Genomic DNA, 19896 nt, shown 5'->3' with positions numbered 1-19896 from the left:
CCCGTACGCAGGATATGGGCGTCCGACGGCGACCGGCGGGTCTTCTCATGCATCGAGGAACACCTATTGCGCTCGGCACGTGCGTCATGGTGGGATGACGCGTACCGGGCGGTGCGAGGGCTGCGGCGCCGCCGGTTGCCGGGTTGGTTAGACGCGAGGGCACCGGTCCAGGACAGGACCGTCGACGGCGCACGTCCACCGGCTGTTGTCCGCCGGGGCACGTCACCGTGCTCGTCGCACCGCTCACGACAGCGGGGCGATCAGGCCACATCCCACCCGATTGCGGCGAGGCGGCTCAGGCAGCGCGCCTCGCGAGTCAGGAGAACCCGTGAATCGTTCCCGTACGGCCGCGTTGCTCACCGCGGCCGTGACCATCGCGCTGGGCGCTGTCGCCCTGGCGTCCAATCCGCAGCCGGCCGCCGCGCACGGCGCGGCGATGACGCCGGGCAGCCGCACCTACCTGTGCTGGCAGGACGGCCGCAGCCAGACCGGTGAGATCAGGCCGAACAACCCCGCGTGCTCCGCCGCCGTGGCGCAGAGCGGGGCGAACTCGCTGTACAACTGGTTCAGCGTGCTGCGCTCCGACGCTGGCGGCCGGACCACCGGCTTCATCCCGGACGGGCAACTGTGCAGCGGCGGCAACACCGGTTTCCGCGGCTACGACCTGCCCCGCACCGACTGGCCGCTGACCCACCTGACCGCCGGGGCGCGGTTGGACTTCAAGTACAGCAACTGGGCGCACCACCCGGGCACGTTCTACTTCTACGTGACGAAGAACAGCTGGAGCCCGACCCGGGCCCTGGCCTGGAGCGACCTGGAGGAGCCGTTCCTGACGGTGACCAACCCGCCGCAGCGCGGCTCGGTCGGCAGCAACGACGGGCACTACTACTTCAGCGGCAACCTGCCGTCGGGCAAGAGTGGCCGGCACATCATCTACTCCCGCTGGGTCCGTTCGGACTCGCAGGAGAACTTCTTCGGCTGCTCCGACGTGACCTTCGACGGCGGCAACGGCCAGGTCACCGGCGTGGGTCCGGGTGGCACGCCGACCGACCCGCCGCCGACCACCCCGCCGCCCACCGACCCGCCGCCCACCACCCCGCCGCCCACCACCCCGCCGCCGACCACCCCGCCGCCGGCCGGCGGTGACTGCATGGCCGCCTACAAGGTGAGCAGCACCTGGCAGGGCGGCTTCCAGGGCGAGGTCACGATCATGAACCACGGCAGTACGCCGTTCGCCGGCTGGACCGCGAGCTGGACCTGGCCCAACGGGCAGTCGATCAGTCAGATCTGGGGTGCCACCCAGACGTCGTCCGGCTCGACGGTGACGGCGACAAACGTCGCCTACAACGGCACGGTCGCGCCAGAAGGCACCGCAACGTTCGGCTTCCTGGCCAGCACCTCAGGAACCAACGGACTCCCCACAGTCACCTGCGCCCGCCGCTGACCACCACCACCACCTGAAATGATCAAGAGGTTTGCGTCACCGGAACCGCTCCGGATGACGCAAACCTCTTGATCAACAGGTTCGGGCAGGTTGGGGCCGGGTCAGCGGACCATGGAACCGACGACCGGCTTCGTGAGCAGCGCGGACTGGTTGCGCTGGATGCCCGGGTCGAGCGTCTTGGCCACGAAGATCGCGTGCCAGATGCAGAAGATCAGCACCGTCCATACCTTGCGGGAGTGGTCGGCCTCCTCCCGCTTGTGCTCGTCGAGCAGCCGCAGCGCGTACGACAGGTCGAGCAGGTCCCCCGCACCCGAGGTGCTGAGCACGTGCCGGGCCCACTCGTACATCTCGCCGCGCAGCCAGACCCGGGTGGGGGTCGGGAAGCCCAACTTCTTGCGGTTGACGATGGCCGGCGGCACGACACCCTGCAACGCCTGACGCATCGCGTACTTGGTCGCGTCGGAGCGCGGCGGCAGCTTCAGGTCGACCGGGATCTTCGCCGCGACGTCGAAGACCTCACGGTCGAGGAACGGCACCCGCACCTCAAGCGAGTGCGACATCGAGATCCGGTCGGCCTTGACCAGGATGTCGCCGCGCAGCCAGGTGTAGAGGTCGACGTACTGCATCTTGGTGACGTCGTCGAGCTCGGTGCACTCGGCGTAGATCGGGGCCGTGACATCGGTGTAGCGAACCGAGGGGTCGTAGCGGCGCATCAGGTGCTGCTTCTCCTCCTCGGTGAACATCCGGGCGTTGCCGTAGTAGCGCTCCTCGATCGGGGTGGTGCCGCGTTCCAGGAAGCTCTTGCCCTTGACCCCCTGCGGGATCGCCTTGGAGACCGCGCGCAGCCCCTTCTGCACACCGCCGGGAAGGCCGTTGACGGTGCCCAGCGACAGCGGCTCCCGGTAGATCGTGTAGCCGCCGAAGAACTCGTCCGCGCCCTCACCGGAGAGCACCACCGTGACGTGCTCGGCGGCCTTCTTGGCCACGAAGTAGAGCGGCACCAGCGCCGGGTCGGCCACCGGGTCGTCCAGGTGCCAGACGATCTTCGGTAGCGCGTCGATCATGTCCTGCGGACCGATCTTGGTGGGGATCGTCGTGACGTCGAGGTGCCGGGCCGAGTCCTGGGCGACGTCGATCTCCGAGTAACCCGGCACGTCGTAGCCGACGGTGAAGGTGAGGATGTTCGGGTTGAACTCCCGCGCCAGTGCCACCACCGCGGTGGAGTCGATGCCGCTGGACAGGAACGAGCCGACCGGCACGTCGGAGCGCATGTGCATGCGCACGCTCTCCCGCAGCGTCTCGCGGATCTCGTGGTAGAGCTTCTGCTCGTCGTCGACCGGCGCCGGCCGGAACACCGGCCGGTACCACCGGCGTACGTCGATCCGGCCGCCCGGGGTCCAGTTCAGGTACTCCCCGGAGCCGATCCGGCTGATGCCCTTGTGCAGGGTGCCGGGCTCGGGAACGTACTGCAGGGTCAGGTAGTGGCTCAGGTTGGCCGTGTCGACGCCCGCGTCGCCCTGGTAGTTGCTGTGCGCGAACGGCAGCAGCGCCTTCTTCTCCGAGGCCAGGTAGAGGCCGTCGGCGGTCTCCAGGTAGTGCATCGGCTTGATGCCGAAGTAGTCGCGGGCACCGAACGCCCGGCGCTCCTGCCGGTCCCAGATGACGAAGGCGAACATGCCCCGCAGCCGGGTGAGCACCTGCTCACCCCAGAAGTGGTAGCCCGCGACGATCACCTCGCCGTCACCGGCGGTGGCGAACTGGGCGCCGAAGTTTCTGATCAACTCCTCGCGCAGCTCGATGTAGTTGTAGATCTCGCCGTTGAAGGTCAGCAGGTAACGGCCGTTCGCGTAGGGCAGTGGCTCGTGGCTCGACGCGACGTCGATGATGGCCAGCCGCTTGTGGGCGAACACGCCGTCCGCGTACCGGCCGGAGGCGTCGCCGACCACCTCGACCCCTGTCTCGTCGGGGCCGCGGTGGTGCAGGCATTCCAACGCTCCGGCGATGTGGTCGCGATGCGCGGCGGCGTTGCCGTTCGCGCTGAAGAAGGCCAGAAGTCCGCACATGGTGGCCATCTTTCCACGCGCGCTGTCGGCCCTTGCAGCCGTCCGTCGATCCACCCGATCACAGGGGGCGTTACCGCCAACCGGGCGCGCGGTACCGTCGGGAACAGCAACGAAGCGGAGGGAGCGGCGCAATGACCGAGGGACGCACCGACGGTACGCCGACGGACGGTACGGAATCGCACGATCCGGACTTCCCGGAGGCGTTCCTGTCCTTCATGCGGCAGGGCTGGCGCGACACGGCGCCTCCCGTGACGCCCCGCCCGGAGACGCCCAACTACGCCAAGCGGCGGGCGGCCCTCTCGGCGGCCTTCCCCGGGGAGACGCTGGTGATCCCCACCGGCACCGAGAAGGTCCGGGCCAACGACACCGACTACCCGTTCCGGCCGGGCAGCGACTTCGCCTACCTGACCGGCGACCACGACGCCGACAGCGTGCTGGTGCTGCGCCCGAACGGCTCGGGGCACGACGCGACGCTGTACATGCGGCCCCGGTCCTCCCGCGAGACCGACGAATTCTTCCGCAGCCGCAACGGCGAGCTGTGGGTGGGCCGGCGGCACACCCTCGGCGAGAAGTCGACCGAGCTGGGCCTGCCCACCGCCGACCTGACCGGCCTGGAGGCGACGCTCGCCGACCTGGCTCCGGGGCGTACCCGGGTGTTGCGCGGTTTCGACGCCCAGGTGGACGCGGCCGTCCGCTCCTACGACGGGCCCCGCGCCGAGGGCCAGCCGGCCCGGGACCGGGAGCTGGCGATCGCCATCTCGGAGATGAAGCTGGTCAAGGACGAGTGGGAGATCGGCCAACTCCAGGACGCGATCGACGCCACCGTACGCGGCTTCGAGGACGTGGCCCGGATCCTGCCGGCCGACCGGGCGGTCTCCGAGCGGCTGCTGGAGGGCGTCTTCGCGCTGCGGGCCCGCCACGACGGCAACGACATCGGGTACGGCTCGATCGTCGGCGCCGGCGAGCACGCCACGATCCTGCACTGGGTGCACAACCACGGCGCCACCCGACCGGGTGACCTGCTGCTGATGGACATGGGTGTCGAGGGCCACAACCTCTACACCGCCGACGTGACCCGGGTCCTGCCGGTGAGCGGCCGGTTCACCGCGCTCCAGCGCCAGGTCTACGACATCGTGTACGCCTCGCAGCAGGCCGGCATCGAGTCCATCCGCCCCGGGGTGAAGTTCAAGGACGTCCACCTGACCTGCATGCGGGTGCTCGCCGAGGGTCTGGCCGAGCTGGGTCTGCTGCCGGTGAGCGTGGACGAGGCTATGGACGAGAAATCGACCGTCTACCGGCGGTGGACGCTGCACGGCTTCGGCCACATGCTCGGCATCGACGTGCACGACTGCTCCAACGCCCGCAAGGAGACCTACCGCGACGGCGCGCTGGGCGAGGGCTACGTGCTCACCGTCGAGCCCGGTCTGTACTTCCAGCCGGAGGATGAGCTGGTCCCCGCCGAACTGCGCGGCGTGGGCATCCGGATCGAGGACGACGTGCTGGTCACCGCGACCGGCGCGGTCAACCTGTCGGCCGGGCTGCCCCGCACCTCCGACGAGGTGGAGACCTGGCTGGCCGAGCAGCGCGAAGCCGGCCCCCGCCTGCCCGGCTAACCCCCTGCCTGGTTGACCCGCCTGCCCCTCGCCCGGGGTTGAAGGGTCAAGCCCAACCCCTGGCCCGCCCAGCCCTCGTTGAGGGCTGGCGGCCGGGGGCCTCGGCCGTGATCCACTCGGTTTCCGTGCGCACACGTCGCCGGTCGATCTCGCCGCGCCTCGACCTCGCCGCGACGTCAAGCCGTCCGGCCCTCTCGGCCACACGCCCGGCACCGCCGCTCCACCCGGCCCCCTCGGGCCCCGGCTCACCCGATGCCACCCCTTTCCGCGCGGCCGGGCGGGCACTCTTCGGCCTAAACCCGGCCGACCCAGCCGCCCTTCGGCCCACGCCTGCCCGACCCAGCCGCCCTCCAAGCCCACGCCGGCCCGACCCAGCCGCCCTTCGGCCCGACCCAGGCCCGCCGGCCCCCCCGGCCCTCGCTGAGGGCTGGCGGCCCAGGGGCATCGGCCGTGATCCACTCGGCTTTCATGAGGTCGCGCTATCCGCGCCGCTCGGACACCGCGCCTTCCGGAAAACCGAGTGGATCCTGCCCGGACGGCGAGCGACGTTCGGCGATGCCCGCACAGCGATGGCTTCGATGGGGCGGGGCGAGGTTTTGCTTGCCCAGCGGCGCCGTCCGTCGGCGTTTGTGCTGCTCGGGCCCTTTCTGTCGGCCCGGCCCGGTTGCCCGCCGTCACCTGACCTGCGCTGAATGCGTGGTTATCTCGGATAAGTCCGCATCGCGAAGATGGTTCTCATACGGTGGGGATCAGTAGCTACAACCCATTTGTAGCTGGTCGTGGCGCCTCGGGCGGTGCGATCCCGTCTGGTAGCAGGAAAGGGCGGAAGGCTCTGATGTCCAACGACGTAACGAGTACCGACGGCGGGGCCTCGACAGCTCCGCCAACACGGCGAAGGCGGGCGCTCTGGGTCGCCGGTGTGGCCGGGCTGACCGGCGTGGTCGGCCTGGCGGCCCTCGGCGGCGTCGCCGCTCGGAACGACAAGCCAAAGTCCGACCAGGTGTCCGACGCGCAACCGTCGACCAACCGGCAGAACGTCAGCGACGACGGCGGTGCGGACAAGAACGGCGCCAAGGACGACGGCGGTCAGGACGACGAGTGGAGCGGCGGCGACTGGAGCGGCTTCGACGAGCAGTCCGGCAGGGAGGGCAAGGACGGCAAGAGTGGCAAGAGTGGCAAGGGTGGTGAGGACGGCAAGGACGACAAGCACGACGAGAAGGACCGCACCAAGCAGGTCCCGTGCGACTCCGACAAGCTGATCCAGGCGATCACGTTCGCCAACAACGAGGACGGCGGAGTGCTGGAGCTGGCCAAGGGCTGCACCTACACCCTGACTCGCAACCAGGACGGCAACGGCCTGCCGGTGATCACCGAACACATCACCCTCAAGGGTGAGCACACCACCATCGGCCGCGAGGCCACCGCCGACTACTTCCGCATCCTCAATGTCGGCGCCGGCGGGCAGCTCACCGTCAAGGGCCTGAGCATCAGGGGTGGCCAGACCCTTCAGTCCCCGATAACCACTGACCCGGCGACGGTCTGGGCACCGTACTCGGCCCCGGTCCGCCCGGCCGCGGCCAAGCCGTCGGCCGCGGCGGCGACCGGCGCCAAGCCGGCAACCACGGCCGCACCCGGCGCCAAGCCGGCGCCAGCAGCGAAGCCCGCAGCGACCGCCGCCAAGCCGGCCGCGAAGGCCGCCGCCAAGGCAGCGCCCGCCAAGGCTGCCGCGAAAGCAGCGCCCGCCAAGGCCACCAAGGCCACCAAGGCCGCACCGACGGCCGCCAAGGCCACCAAGGCCGCCAAGGCCGCCACAACGACGGCCGCCAAGCCGGTAGCCGCGGCGGCGAAGCCGACGGGTGCGGGTACGGCGGTGGTGCCGCTGGTCGAGCAGCCTGGGTTCACCGACGGCGCCGGAGTGCTGGTGCAGCCCGGTGGACGCGCGGAGATCCTGGACAGCGAGTTGCTCTACAACCAGTCCGGCGGCAACGGCGGCGGGCTGGCCAACTTCGGCAGCGCCCGGCTCAGCAAGACGACGATCGCCCACAACACCGCCTTCTTCTTCGGCGGCGGCATCTTCAACGCCGGGGTACTCCAGGTCGACGAGTCGAAGATCAAGGACAACATCGGGATCATCGGCGGCGGTGGCATCTCCAACGGTGCTGCGGAGATCTTCACCGATGACGTCGACGGCGGCTCGGCCTGGGTCTACAAGAGCGAGGTCACCGACAACGAGACGCTCGGCTTCGGCGGCGGCGTCCTGGACGTCGAGGGCACCACGACGTTGCACCAGACGACGGTCAGCGACAACACCGCGCTACTCGACGGTGGTGGCGTCGCGGTGGCCGACAGCCAGCTCACCCTCAAGGACGCCACGGTGGTCAAGAACAGCGCCGCTCGTGACGGCGGCGGCCTGGCCGTGACCTCCGACAGCGTCGCGACGATCGAGAACAGCAGGATCAAGGACAACACCGCCGGCTTCTCCGGCGGCGGCCTCTTCAACGACGACAGCGTCACCACGCTGCGCGACAGCGAGGTGGTGGGCAACCGGGCCGTCGGTCCGTCCGGCCGTGGCGGCGGCATCGTCAACGGCGAGGGGAGCGAGGTCAGGCTCCACCGGACGACGGTGGCGCACAACTTCTCCACCCTTCCGCCGGGGGGCATCTTCAACAGCATCGGCGGCACCGTGACCCTGGACGACGAGTCCGCCGTCACTGCCAACCGCCCGAACAACTGCTTCAACGTTACGGACTGCTTCGCCTGATCGGGTGGGGCTGAACCACATAGAAGAGGCGCGCCCCTTCGAGCCGTGACCGGCTCGGAGGGGCGTACCCATTTGGGCAGGTCAGGCGCTTGCAGGCCGGCTTAGGCCACGACGTGTCGGTCCGGGCCCCGCTGGGGGCAACATGAACCGAATGTGGGCTTCTCTCGGATAAGCCCGCGAGGCGAGGAACCTTCTCATACGGTGGTTTTGGGAGCTACAACCGATTTGTAGCAGGGGACACCCGTCTGACGGCGGCGACCCTGTCTGGTACGAGGAGAGGGCAGAGAGCTCCGATGTCCAACTACCTAACGAACAACGAAGCCTCCGGGCGGGCGACGGCGAAGCGCCGCCGCAAGCTCTGGCTCGCCAGTGGCGTGGCCGGTTTGACGGGCGTGATCAGTCTCGCGGCGGTGGGCGTCGCGGGCAGCGCCGGAGCGGTCGGCCTGAACTGGAACACCGCGCAGGTCAGCAAGGACGGTGACCAGCGGGGTGACGAGGCGCGCGACTGGGGCAAGGACGAGGACCGGAACAAGGACCGGGACAAGGACCGGGACAAGGACAAGGACAAGGACCGGGACAAGGACCACGAGCGCGGGAAGGAGGTGCCCTGCGACACCGACAAGCTGATTCAGGCGATCGTGTTCGCCAACAACAAGCACGGCGGTGTGCTGGAGCTGGCCAAGGGCTGCACCTACAACCTGACCCGCAACGACTACGAGGGCAACGGCCTGCCGGTGATCACCGAGCGGATCACGCTCAAGGGTGAGCACACCACGATCTCTCGGGAAGCCACGGCGGACTACTTCCGCATCCTCAACGTCGGCGCCGGTGGTCACCTCACGATCAAGGGCCTGACCATCAAGGGTGGCCAGACCCTCGAGCTGTTCAACAGCGTCGAGCCGGCGGCCGTCTGGGCGTCGTACTCGGACTCCGAGGCGATCGCCGCGCAGGTGAAGGCGGGCACCCCGTTGGCACAGGCGCTCACCGCGCGGCAGGCCAACCCGAAGGCGGGCCTGAAGGCCGCGCCGAAGGTCACCCCGAAGGCCACGCCGGGCGTCACGCCGCTCGTCGAGGAGCCGGAGGAGAACGACGGCGCCGGCATCCTGGTCCAGCCGGGTGGCACCGCCGAGATCCTGGAGTCCGAGGTCGTCCTGAACCAGGCGGGCGGCAACGGCGGTGGCGTGGCCAACTTCGGCACCACGAAGATCTGGCACAGCACCATCACCCGTAACACCGCCTTCTTCTTCGGTGGCGGTGTCTTCAACGCCGGCCTGCTCAAGGTCGAGGAGTCGAAGATCAGTGACAACACCGCCGTCATCGGTGGTGGCGGTATCTCCAACGGCGCCGCGGAGATCTTCACCGACGACGTCGACGGCGGAACGGTCGAGCTCAAGAAGGCCGAGATCACCGACAACGAGACGCTGGGCTTCGGTGGCGGCTACCTCGACATCGAGGGCAACACCACGGCGTACGAGACCAAGTTCGTCTCGAACACCGCGGTTCTCGCCGGTGGCGGTCTCGCTGCGGCGGACAGCCAGCTGAACCTGCACAACGCCACGATCGAGAAGAACAGCACCGCCGGCGTCGGTGGTGGTGTGGCCATCGCCTTCGACAGCGTGGCCACGTTCGAGAAGAGCAGCATCAAGGACAACACCGCCGGCTTCTTCGGCGGCGGGCTCTTCAACGCCGGCAGCGTCACCACGCTGCGCGACAGCGAGGTCGTCGGCAACCGGGCCGTGGGCCCGATCGGGGTCGGCGGCGGCATCTTCAACATCTTCGGCGAGGTCAACCTGTCGAAGACGAAGGTCGCCCACAACTTCTCCACCTTCGAGCCGGGCGGTGTCTTCAGCTTCTTCGGAGACGTGAACGTGGACGACAAGTCCGCCATCACCGCGAACCGCCCGACCAACTGCCTGGCCATCCCGGGCGGCACCATCGAGAACTGCTTCGCCTGATCACCAACGAACCGGCCCCCTTCCGCGAGACGCGGAAGGGGGCCGGTTTCACGTCACTTCTGGACGAAGACCGCCACGCTGCGCGCCGGTACGGTGAACGTGCCGGCCGCCCGGTCGAACGAGGCGGTACGCAGCACCGGGTCGGCCGAGTCGACAAGCACCGGGTGCAGTGCCACGTCCGCTCCGCGCAGTCCGGTCACCGTCTGGCTGGCCGCCGACGGGGTCCCATTGAAGACCACGGTCATCGACTTCCACGGCCCGCCCAGCCCTCGGGCGTCCAGGGTCATGGTCAGCACCCCCGGCGTCTCCTGCGTGCCGGACAGCGGGAACGCGACCCGCTGCTGCACCTGTTCGGCGGTGGCCAGCCCGAACACCGGCGACGACGCCCGGATGCGCAGCAACTCGGCGTACCGGGCGTCGGTGGTGTTGATCGCCGCGCAGTCCGGCACCAGCGCCGGGTCGGCCAGCAGCGGCTTCGCGTACGACCACTTGTCCTCGTTGTCGGGCGCGGGCGGCAGACCGGCGCCGAACCCGTTGCCCCGTTCACAGCCCCAGCGGATCTGGTTGAACCAGTCACCGGAGTTGTACGAGTTGCGGTCCAGCGACTTCGACCGCAGCCGTTCGGTGCCGGCGGTGACGAACCCGGTGCCCTGCCCGAGCACCACCGTGCCCAGCGCCAGCACCTGCATCCGGGAGCGGTCCGCTGCCGTGGTGGCCTGTGGCAGTTTGTACGCCAACGCGTCGTACAGGATCTCGTTGTCGTGTGCGTCGGCGTAGGTGACGGCCTCCCCCGGGGCGGCGGTGTAGCCGGCCGGGGAGCCGTTGTAGTCCACCTGCGCCCCGGTGACCTCACGCCCGGCGGTGTCGGTGAACCGGTAGCCGCGCAGGTTGCCGGTGAGCCCCACCTTGATCAGGTCGTGGGCGTGCAGCAGCCGGGCCTTCTGCTCGGCCGGTGACCCGTTGACCGCGTCGCCGTTCGGGTCGGTAAAGAGCCCGGAGGCGAAACCCTGCACCCGGGGGTTGGCGTCGAACGGTCCGCCGCCGCGCACCGCGTCGCGCAGCCGGTCGTTGAAGGTGCCGATGCCGGTGCCGGCCATGTTGGCCTGGGTGGCCTGGACGAAACGGGCGTCGTTGGCGACCTCGCCGAAGTTCCAGCCCTCGCCGTAGAGCAGGATCGACCGGCCGTCCACGCCGTCGCGGGCGACGGTGAGCCGGTCCAGGGCCGTGCGGACGGCCAGGATGTTCGCCTTCGGGTGGTGGCCCATCAGGTCGAAGCGGAAGCCGTCCACCTTGTACTGCCGGGCCCAGGTGACCAACGAGTCGACCACGAGCTTGCCCATCATGGCGTGCTCGGGAGCGGTGTTGGCGCAGCAGGTGGAGTTGGCCACCGTGCCGTCCTCCAGCAGCCGGTGGTAGTAGCCGGGCACGATCTGGTCGAGCACCGACTTCGCGTCGGTGCCGGCCGCCGAGGTGTGGTTGTAGACCACGTCCATGACCACCCGCAGCCCGGCGTCGTTCGCCCCGGCGACCATCCGCCGGAACTCGGTGGTCCGCGCCGCGCCGACCGGGTCGGTGGCGTAGCCGCCCTCCGGCACGGTGTAGTGCAGCGGGTCGTACCCCCAGTTGTAGCCGTCGGTCTCGGCGACCGCCGCCACGCATTTCTGCTGCTCGGCCGAGTCTGGTGGAAGCGCCGCCAGGTCGCAGGCGGGCTGGCGCTGGTCGACCCGCTTCTCGGGGATCGTCGCGAAGTCGAACACCGGCAGCAGGTGCAGGTGGGTGACCCCGGCGTCGCCGAGCGCCCGCAGGTGGGTCATGCCGGCGGTCTTCGGGTCGGTGAACGCGAGGAACGTCCCCCGCCGCTCGGCCGGCACGGTGTCGTCGGCGATGGAGAAGTCCCGCACGGACAGCTCGGTGATCTGCGCCTTCGCGGCCGGCACCGGTGCCGGTTTGCGCAGCGTGCGCCACCCGGGAGGGGCCAACGCCGCGTCGTTCAGGTCGACGAGTTGGCTGTGCGTGGAGTCCGCGGCGAGGGCCACCGAGTACGGGTCGGTGACCGACGCGGTGACCATCTGCTGCGTCGCCGGCTGCCACGCCCGCACCTCGTACCGGTAGAACGTGCCGGTCCAGGTGTGGTCGCCGCGCACCGACCAGACGCCGGTGCGGTCGTCGCGGCGCATCGGCACCGTCTTCGGCGCGGCGGTGGGCGAGTCGAACAGTTGCAGGCGCACGCTGCGGGCGGTCGGCGCCCACAGCGCGAGGCTCGGCGTCCGGCCCGCGAACGCGGGGCCGAGGGTGGCGTCGGTCGCCCGGGCGTACACGTCGTCGAGCACGCCGGGGAGTTGCACGCCGGTCGCGGCGAGCAGCGCACCCTCGGCGTCGCGCTCGGTGACCAGCAACTGCCCCCGCAGCGCCGCCGGGACCTTGGCCAGGTCCGCGCGGTCCAGCGCGAAGCTACGGTACGACCACAGGTGCGGGAACCGCTCGCGTTGGGCCTCGGTGAGCCCGTTGCGTTGCGCCCGCAGCGGCAGCGTGGTGTACGTGCCGGTCAGCTCGCCGTCGACCACGCTGACCCCGCCGTTGGGTGCGGTGACCAGCGCGTACGTCTTGCCGTCGGTCGGCGGTGTCTGCCACGCCACGGTGGACCTGTCGATCCAGTGCGCCTTCTGCTTGCTGATGTCGGTGTCCCCGCTGGCGGTGGTGGCCGTCGACGGCAGCAGGCGGCCCGGCGTGGCCGCGAGCAACCACACCTCCCGGCCGGCGCTGGCGAAGTCGAGCCGCTGGTCGTCGGGCAGGTCCTTGGTGTCGCCCTGGTGGATGATGTAGTTCAGGCCGGTGGCGCCGGCCGCCAGCGGCACCCGGAACACCGCCCCGAACGCGTCGGTCCTTGTCGGCTTCAGCGGCGCGGACCACTCGGTCGGGTTGGCGGCGCCGTCCCACACGTGCAGGCCCCAGCCGTCGTAGTTGCCGTCGGCCCGCCGGTAGTGGAGCACCGCGGTGCCCTCCTCGACCGGCGGATCCGGCTCACCGGTGGCCGCCTGCCGGCTCGGGTAGATCGCCGGGTCGCCCTGCTTGAGCCAGATCTCGCCGGTCTGGGTGACGTCGATGCTGCGGTCCTGGGCGACGTCCTTGGTGCCGTTGGCGTCGACCACCAGGAAGTTCACCGACGTCGCGCCCGGCTTGAGTTTCACCCAGGCGAACCGGCCGTAGGAGTCCTCCCCGGCGAACGGCTGCCCCTTCGGCCACTCGGTGACGTACGCCGGGTCGATGTCCCCCCAGGCGTACAGCCCCCAGTCGTCGTACCCCCCGGCGGGGCGCTGGTAGTGCACCACCGCCCACTCCCGGGAACTGCCCTGCGCCGGGGTCCCCACGACGGCTGTGGACCGGGCGGTGGCGGTACGGCCCCGGCCGTCGCGGACCACCGCCTTGTACTCGACCCGGGTACCGCCGGCCAGGCCGGTCAGGTCGTGCTGCACGGTGTACGGGGCGTGGTCGGCGCTGCCCAGCAGCGTCCACCGCCCGCCGGCGACCCGGGCCGCGACGGTGACGGTGGCCAGCGGATCGCCGGTCACCCGGGCGCTGACCGCCGCCCGGGTGGCGACCGGCGCGTCCGGAGCCGGGCTGGTGATGGTGATGGTCGGCTTGTCGGCCACCGGTGCGATGGGGCTGCCGGCCCGGTACACCGCCGCCGACAGCGGCGGCACGGTGACTGTCAACTCGCCGTCACCGCCGGCCTGTTCGTCGCCCGAGCCGCCGTAGATGCCGGTGAAGGTGGCGCCGGCCGACCAGGTGTCCACGGTGACAGTCTGCGCGGTGTCGGCGTTGTTCACGGCCACCACGTACTCGGTGCGGTCGGCCTCGGCGATCCGGGAGACGGCGAAGACGCCCGGCCCGTCGTCCGCGTACCGGGTGACCTGCACGCCGTCGCGCAACGCCGGGTGGGCCTGGCGCAGCCGGCCCAGGTCGGCGATGGTCCGGTACAGCGGGTGGGTCGGGTCGAACTGGTCGCTGGCGTGGGTGCGGTCGGTGCCGAGCAGGTCGTCGTCGAGGTAGTCGGGAACCTTCGACGCGAACATGTCCTGGCGGGCGTCCTTGTCCCCGCCCGGGCCGGTGAAGCCCTGTTCGTCGCCGGAGTAGACCACCGGCTGGCCTCGGGTCAGGAACATCAACTGGTGGGCGAGCTGGTCGCGGCGCAGGTGGCTGGCCGGGTCGCTGCCACCAGCGGCGATGAACGAACCGATCCGGCCCATGTCGTGGTTGCCGAGGAAGGTGGTCAACCGGCCGGCGTCGGTGTCCCGGGCCGCGTAGAGGTCGTCGCGGGCGTACACGTCGGCGAGCGCCTTCGCCGAGCCGGCGCCGGCGGTGAAGCCCCGCGCGGCCTCCTGGAAGGCGAAGTCGAGGGTGGCCGGCAGGCCACCCTGGCGGACGTAGCTGGAGCTGACCTCCGGGTCGGCGCTGTACACCTCGCCGAACATGAAGAAGTCCTTCTTGCCGGCCTTCTCGGCGGCCCGCTCGATGCCCTGGCTGAACTGCGGCCAGAAGTCCATGTTGACGTGCTTCACGGTGTCCAACCGGAAGCCGTCGACGCCGGTCGCGCCGATCCAGTCCCCGTACGCCTTGGTCAGCCCTCGGACCACCTCGGGACGCTCGGTCCACAGGTCGTCGAGGCCGAAGAAGTCGCCGTACTCGCTGTTTTCTCCCGCGAAGGTGGAGTCACCCCGGTTGTGGTACATGGTGGCGTCGTTCAGCCAGGCCGGGACCTTGACGCTCGCGTCCTTCGGCTCGGCGAACGTCGGCGTGTACGGGAAGGACTCCCGGTTGACCGGTGGGAACGTGCGGCTGCCGTCGGCGTAGTTGCGGTCCTCGAACGCCCGGCCCTGCGCGTCGGTGTACGGCGAGGTCGCCTTGTCCACGTACGCGTACTTGTCCTCGGCGTACTTGATGACGTCGGCGGTGTGGTTGACGATCACATCGAGGTAGATCTTGATGCCGCGCTGGTGGGCGAGCTTGACCAGCCGCTTCATCTCCTCCATCGTGCCGAAGTGCGGGTCCACCTGGGTGAAGTCGGTGATCCAGTAACCGTGGTAGCCGGCCGAGACGTCGTTGCCGGCGCCCTGCACCGGCCGGTTCTTGAAGATCGGGGCGAGCCAGATGGCCGTGGTGCCCATCCCCTGGATGTAGTCCAGCTTGTCGATGACGCCCTTGAGGTCGCCGCCGTGGTAGAAGCCCTTGTCGGTCGGGTCCAGGCCGGTCCGCAGCCGGTCGCCGGTGAGACCACCCCGGTCGTTGCGGGGGTCTCCGTTGGCGAACCGGTCCGGCAGGACGAAGTAGAACTGCTCGGCTCGGGCGGAGTTGCCGCCGGCCTTCAACAACGCATCGGCGGTGGGTTCGTCACGCCACTGGGTCGAACCGCCGATCGAGAGTGCGGCGCGATCGGACGACCGGGGGTCCGCGGCGGCGGGATGCACGGCGACCGGAGCGCCGACGAGCGTCACGGTGAGCAGGGAGGCAAGGGTCAGCAGGGCGGTACGCGGTATCGGCGGGGGTTTCATCGACGCCTTCCTCTGGTCGCTGATTGGCCGCACGCTAACCCTTGCCGAAACATTCTGCAATACCTTGCAAACATGGTCGCAACAAAGCAGCATCCTTGCGGAAGCGCCGCTCAGAACCCGTTGCAGCGCGCCCCGTCCACCGTGCACTCCAGTGGCGTGTGGGATGCCCGCTCCATGTGGAACCGCAACGACACCGAACCACCGGGCGACACGTCGACCCCGCTGACGTACGTGAAGCCGTCGTCGCTCTCCCGGACCGTCCCCTGTGGGACGCCCTCCACCCAGGCGGTCACCAACCGTCCACCGGAGAACTCCAACCGCACCGTCCAACCCCGGCTCTGGGCGGATGTGTTGACCATCGCCACCTCGCCGATGAAACCCCCGTCGAAGCTCTGCACCACCCGGTACCGCCCGGTCATCGCCGGCTGCCCCTGCCCCGCCCGGCTCGGCGACCGGGTCGCCGTCGCCCTCCCGGTCGGACCGACCGTCGGGTGGGCCGAGGGTGAACCGGACCCGGCCGCAGGGCTCGGCGGCAGCCCACTCGCGCGCCCGGACAACCCCGGCAGCACCGGCGCCGGAGACGGCACCGACGTGGGCACGCTCGGCGCCGTCACCGCCGTCACCGCCGTCACCGCCGTCGGCACCGGCAGCGCCGGCGGCTGCGCGCCGTCCGGCGCCGGACTACGTCCCCGGTACGCGCCCAGAGCCACGAAGAGCAGGACCACCATCACGACGACACCGGCGCCCACCACGATCCAGGGCGACGTTGCGATCGCGACCGGACCGTGCGGCGGGCGCGGTGCGCGGCGGCGCATGCCGGACATGTACCTCCTTCAGCGGACCGTCCGCGCAGCGTAGCGATCGACGGCCCGGGCCGGAAAGCCTTGGCGGCGCAGCGCCGCCGTGCCACTCACCCGGCTCCAGCTCAGCCGATCCGGCAGTCGACCCCGTTGATCGTGCAGCTGAGCGGTCGCTGCGCCGAGTCACCCCAGCCGACGCGTAGCCGCAGCGTCCGAGAGTCACCCGCATCCAGCGAACGGGTGCCCCGCACCACGAACTTCCCGTCCCCGCGCCCCCATACCGAGATGCCCGAGTCATCACCGACCCGCAGAGACCACGTGTCGTCGTCGAACGCCAACTCCACCTGCCAGTCGATCGATTGGCTCGACTCGTTGGCGATCGACAACTCCGCCGCGTCCCCGTCCCAGCCGTTCGTACCGACCTGGTACCGGGCGCTGACCGGGTCGTCCGCCGGTGCCGGCGGCGCCACCAGGACGCTCGTCCGCCCCGGAGTCGGCGATCCCGTCACGGTCGCCCGCGGCGACGGCGTCCGGCTACTGCGCGACGGTCGCGGCGACACCGAGCGGCGTTCCACAGCGGCCGGCGTCGGCCCACCGGTGGCCGACGCGGCGGCCGGCGCGGTCGGCAGGAACGCCGGAGGCGCGGCCTGCGGCGGGGCGTCCCGCTCCCTGGTCCGGAACGACAACAGCGCGATCACCAGGAGCACCACCAGCGCGCACACACCGAGCAGCACCACGATCCACGGCACCGACGCCAACACCCGTGCCGCCCGCGAAGCTGCCGCACCGTCCGGCCGTACCGCCATCAGGTCTCCCCTCGTCCCCACCGACGCGACAGCGTAGCCAGCGCCGCACGGACCGGAAACCGGGCGGGTACGGATCGGACCGACCGGCCCCGGTCGGTCAGCCCGTCCGGACGACCGTGCAGATCAGTGGTCCGTCATCCGAGATACGCAGCAGATAGCGGTACCGCTCCCCCGGCACCGCCTGCCCCTGACTGTCCAGGAACTCCCACTCCACCGCCACCATCGTCAACAGCGCGGAGACCGGCTGCACGTCCTCGATGCGGGCATGGGCCGCGACCAACTCCCGGTCCTGGTAGTCGGGCGCGGCGCCCACGAACGACAGCGCCACCGCCGCCGCGGACGTGAACGAGAAGCTGTAGGTGTCGGCCACCACCAACCCGGGCAGCGCGTAACAGCCGGCGATGGCCGGCAGATCGCCGGAGGTCAACGCCACGCCGTACCGGTCGAAGAAGTCGGCCAACGTGTCAAGATCCGTGGAGGCGTTCACGGTCACAGCAATTGCCGGTCACCGCCCAGGTCAAACCTCAGCGCGGCGGTACCCGCACCTCGATCTCCGAACCCAACCGGGCGTCGGCGGCCAGACCGAGGTCATCCCCACTCCAGAACCGCCCCGGGTCGTACCAGTTTGGACGCCGTCCCGCCGGCAGCAACCCCATGGCCTCATAGGTCACCGCCACCACCTCCGCGCAGTACGCCGTCTCCAGCGCCCGGTCCCGCTCCCCCGCCGACCGGGCCGGGCTGCCCGGACCGGAGGGGTTGGTGCGGTCGGCTGGGGTCGGTCGGGATGTCGGCTGGCCGAGGCGCGACATCGCCGACAGCCGACCGAGGTGCGGCAGGTTGGGCAGCCGGCCGGGGCGCGGCAGCGCCGGCACCCGACCACGCACCCAGCGCCACGCCAACTGCGCGGTCGACGGGAACGGCGTACCGTCCAACCGCGCGATCGTCCGCAGCACCGCCCGTTCCATCTCCGCGTCGGCAGGCGGGTCGAGCTGCCGCAGCCAGGCCCGTTGGCCGTACCGGTTGGCCCAGACGCAGACCGCGTCCCGCAGGTCGTGCAGCTGGACGCCGCGCTGATGGGTGCCCGACCACAGGTCCGGCAACGACCTGCCCAACTCCGCGTGCCACATCAGCGGCGGCATGTCGTCCAGCACCACCGCCATCCCGACGTGGTTCACCGGGCTGTTGGTGGTGAACTGGATCGCCCGGTCCGGCACGCTGCGACCCCGGAACACCCACACGTCACCGGTGCGGGTCAACTCGACGGCCTCATCCAGGCTGATGCTCATGAGGGTCTAGCCTAGGCCGATGCGGCAACGAATGCGGTGGTGGAAGGTTCTCGGGCTGGCCGGGCTCGCCGGCGTCGCGGCCTCCGGTGTGGTCATCGCACGGGCCGAGCGGCGTCGGCGCGCGTACACCCCGGAGGAGATCCGGCAGCGGCTCCTGGAGCGACACGCCCAGGCCGGCGACGCCGCGAAGCCGGGTGACCCTGCCTGACTCGCTGTCCCTTGTAGATCGTTTGGGGCAATCGGGCAGGTTGATGATCGATACGATGGGGTTATGACGACGCCCGTCGCACAACGGCCCTTCGTCCTGTCCACCCCACCCGCGCCGGTCGAACGGCACGGCAACGTCGACCTGCACCTGCCCACCCACACCGGTCCCGCCCCCGCCGTCGTGGTGGTGCACGGCGCTCCACTACCACCCGACGCGCCCGACCCCCGCGACTGGCTGCTCTACCGCGGCTACGGCGCGTTGCTCGCCGCGAGCGGCGTGGTCACCGCGCTGGTCAGCTATCAGGTGTCCGACCTGTCGGCGCTGCCCGCCGCAGCCGACGACATCGCCGCGATGGTCGAGCAGGTCCGCGCCGATCCGCGCGTCGACCCCGAGCGGGTGGTGCTGTGGTTCTTCTCCGGCGGCGGCCTCTTCGCGGCCGATTGGCTCCGCGTCCCACCGCCATGGTTACGCGGGATCGCACTGACGTACCCGCTGCTCATCCCGTTCCCCGGCTGGGAGGTCGACGCTCGGTTCCTGCCGGTCGAAGCCCTCAGCTCCGGCCCGGGCGTGCCACTGGTGCTGACCCGCGCCGGCCAGGACATCCCACCGGTCCTGGCCGGCATCGACGCGTTCCTCCCCGCTGCGACCGCACAGGGCTGGCCGATGCGGGTGATCGAGGTGCCGGACGGGCAGCACTCGTTCGACATCCTCAACCCCGGCCCGCAGTCCGAGACAGCCGTACTGTCCGCCCGCGACGCCGTCCTGGAACTACTCACCGCAACCTGATCACTGTCGCCTCGCCGTTCCCACCCCGCCTGCCGTCCCACCTCGTCGGCCCGCAGGGCGGCAGAGCCACGTGCCGCAAGGGCAAGGCCCGACGCGACGCACGGACAAGGCCGACGCGGCGCGGGCATTAGGGCAGGACCGACGCCGGGGCGCGCGCAGGGGGAGAGCCGACCCGTCGGCGGGGCTACAGGTTTGCGTATGCCGACCATTTGCCGGTTGAGGTGTCGCGGCCCTGCATGATCGTGCTCGATCCTTGTTGTAGTGGCCTCCTCAGCGCAGGGAGGGGCCTCTTTCCCGGATCGAGCACGATCTTGATGGGCTGGTTCGTGTGGCCGGCTAAGCGCTGCTTGGGCCGGTGCGGGGCGCGCGATCGGCGCAGGCAGGCGTGATCCACTCGGCTTCCTTGATGTCGGGGTATCCCCGGCACCGGGACACCGCGTTTTCCGTGAACCCGAGTCGATCACGCCGTCGTGGCCGGCCTGTCCGGTTTTCCGGCTGGCCGGGGTGGGCGGGTTGTCGGGTTTGACCTGGGGTGTCGGGTGGTCGGGGCCACCCCGGCGGCGGAATCGGGGGCCGGCCGGGGTCGTTATACCTGGCATGCCACCGCGACTCTCGGGTCGTGGGG

The 19896-nt window shown here is 70.4% G+C and carries 12 protein-coding genes; 6 read left to right on the top strand and 6 right to left on the bottom strand.

Annotation, left to right across the window (positions count from 1 at the left end; genetic code table 11):
- Positions 1-328: 328 nt before the first annotated feature.
- Entirely contained in the window at positions 329-1444 is a 1116-nt protein-coding gene (locus tag ACIBD9_RS23285) for a lytic polysaccharide monooxygenase (RefSeq protein ID WP_396720794.1), read from the top strand.
- A 101-nt stretch (positions 1445-1545) separates the two neighbouring features.
- On the opposite strand, the gene asnB is transcribed toward ACIBD9_RS23285, so the two are convergent.
- On the bottom strand, positions 1546-3507 hold the full coding sequence (gene asnB, locus ACIBD9_RS23280) for an asparagine synthase (glutamine-hydrolyzing) (protein WP_091405235.1): 1962 nt from the start codon (positions 3505-3507) through the stop codon (positions 1546-1548).
- 131 nt (positions 3508-3638) lie between these two features.
- Between asnB and ACIBD9_RS23275 the strand changes: the two genes are divergently transcribed.
- The 3 genes from ACIBD9_RS23275 (at position 3639) to ACIBD9_RS23265 (ending at position 9836) form a co-directional block, all read left to right on the top strand.
- Complete coding sequence (locus tag ACIBD9_RS23275) at positions 3639-5120, top strand: aminopeptidase P family protein (protein WP_396720792.1); 1482 nt, start codon at positions 3639-3641, stop codon at positions 5118-5120.
- An 835-nt stretch (positions 5121-5955) separates the two neighbouring features.
- Positions 5956-7881 (top strand): hypothetical protein, encoded by a 1926-nt coding sequence (locus ACIBD9_RS23270; protein WP_396720790.1) that lies wholly within the window; start codon positions 5956-5958, stop codon positions 7879-7881.
- Between the two features lie 293 nt (positions 7882-8174).
- Positions 8175-9836 carry a hypothetical protein gene (locus ACIBD9_RS23265; RefSeq protein ID WP_396720787.1) on the top strand — a complete coding sequence of 554 codons (1662 nt, stop codon included), beginning with the start codon at positions 8175-8177 and terminating at the stop codon, positions 9834-9836.
- A 53-nt stretch (positions 9837-9889) separates the two neighbouring features.
- On the opposite strand, the gene pulA is transcribed toward ACIBD9_RS23265, so the two are convergent.
- From pulA to ACIBD9_RS23240, 5 genes are all read right to left on the bottom strand, one after another.
- Positions 9890-15385: a pullulanase-type alpha-1,6-glucosidase gene (gene pulA, locus ACIBD9_RS23260; RefSeq protein ID WP_396720784.1), complete on the bottom strand. Its 5496-nt coding sequence runs from the start codon at positions 15383-15385 to the stop codon at positions 9890-9892.
- A 110-nt stretch (positions 15386-15495) separates the two neighbouring features.
- On the bottom strand, positions 15496-16209 hold the full coding sequence (locus ACIBD9_RS23255) for a cellulose binding domain-containing protein (RefSeq protein WP_396720782.1): 714 nt from the start codon (positions 16207-16209) through the stop codon (positions 15496-15498).
- Between the two features lie 101 nt (positions 16210-16310).
- Positions 16311-16991 carry a hypothetical protein gene (locus tag ACIBD9_RS23250; RefSeq protein ID WP_396720779.1) on the bottom strand — a complete coding sequence of 227 codons (681 nt, stop codon included), beginning with the start codon at positions 16989-16991 and terminating at the stop codon, positions 16311-16313.
- 97 nt (positions 16992-17088) lie between these two features.
- Positions 17089-17478, bottom strand: a complete 390-nt coding sequence (locus ACIBD9_RS23245; RefSeq protein ID WP_238658501.1) for a hypothetical protein — start codon at positions 17476-17478, stop codon at positions 17089-17091.
- 37 nt (positions 17479-17515) lie between these two features.
- Complete coding sequence (locus tag ACIBD9_RS23240; RefSeq protein WP_396720776.1) at positions 17516-18277, bottom strand: hypothetical protein; 762 nt, start codon at positions 18275-18277, stop codon at positions 17516-17518.
- 19 nt (positions 18278-18296) lie between these two features.
- On the opposite strand from ACIBD9_RS23240, the gene ACIBD9_RS23235 reads away from it, so the two are divergent.
- Both ACIBD9_RS23235 and ACIBD9_RS23230 read left to right on the top strand, forming a co-directional pair.
- Positions 18297-18485: a hypothetical protein gene (locus tag ACIBD9_RS23235; RefSeq protein ID WP_112582944.1), complete on the top strand. Its 189-nt coding sequence runs from the start codon at positions 18297-18299 to the stop codon at positions 18483-18485.
- A gap of 63 nt (positions 18486-18548) precedes the next feature.
- Entirely contained in the window at positions 18549-19271 is a 723-nt protein-coding gene (locus ACIBD9_RS23230; protein WP_396720773.1) for an alpha/beta hydrolase, read from the top strand.
- The last annotated feature ends 625 nt before the right edge of the window (positions 19272-19896 follow it).

Source organism: Micromonospora sp. NPDC050784 (assembly GCF_044456765.1).
GTDB lineage: Bacteria > Actinomycetota > Actinomycetes > Mycobacteriales > Micromonosporaceae > Micromonospora > Micromonospora foliorum.
This window is presented reverse-complemented; position numbering and strand designations above follow the sequence as displayed.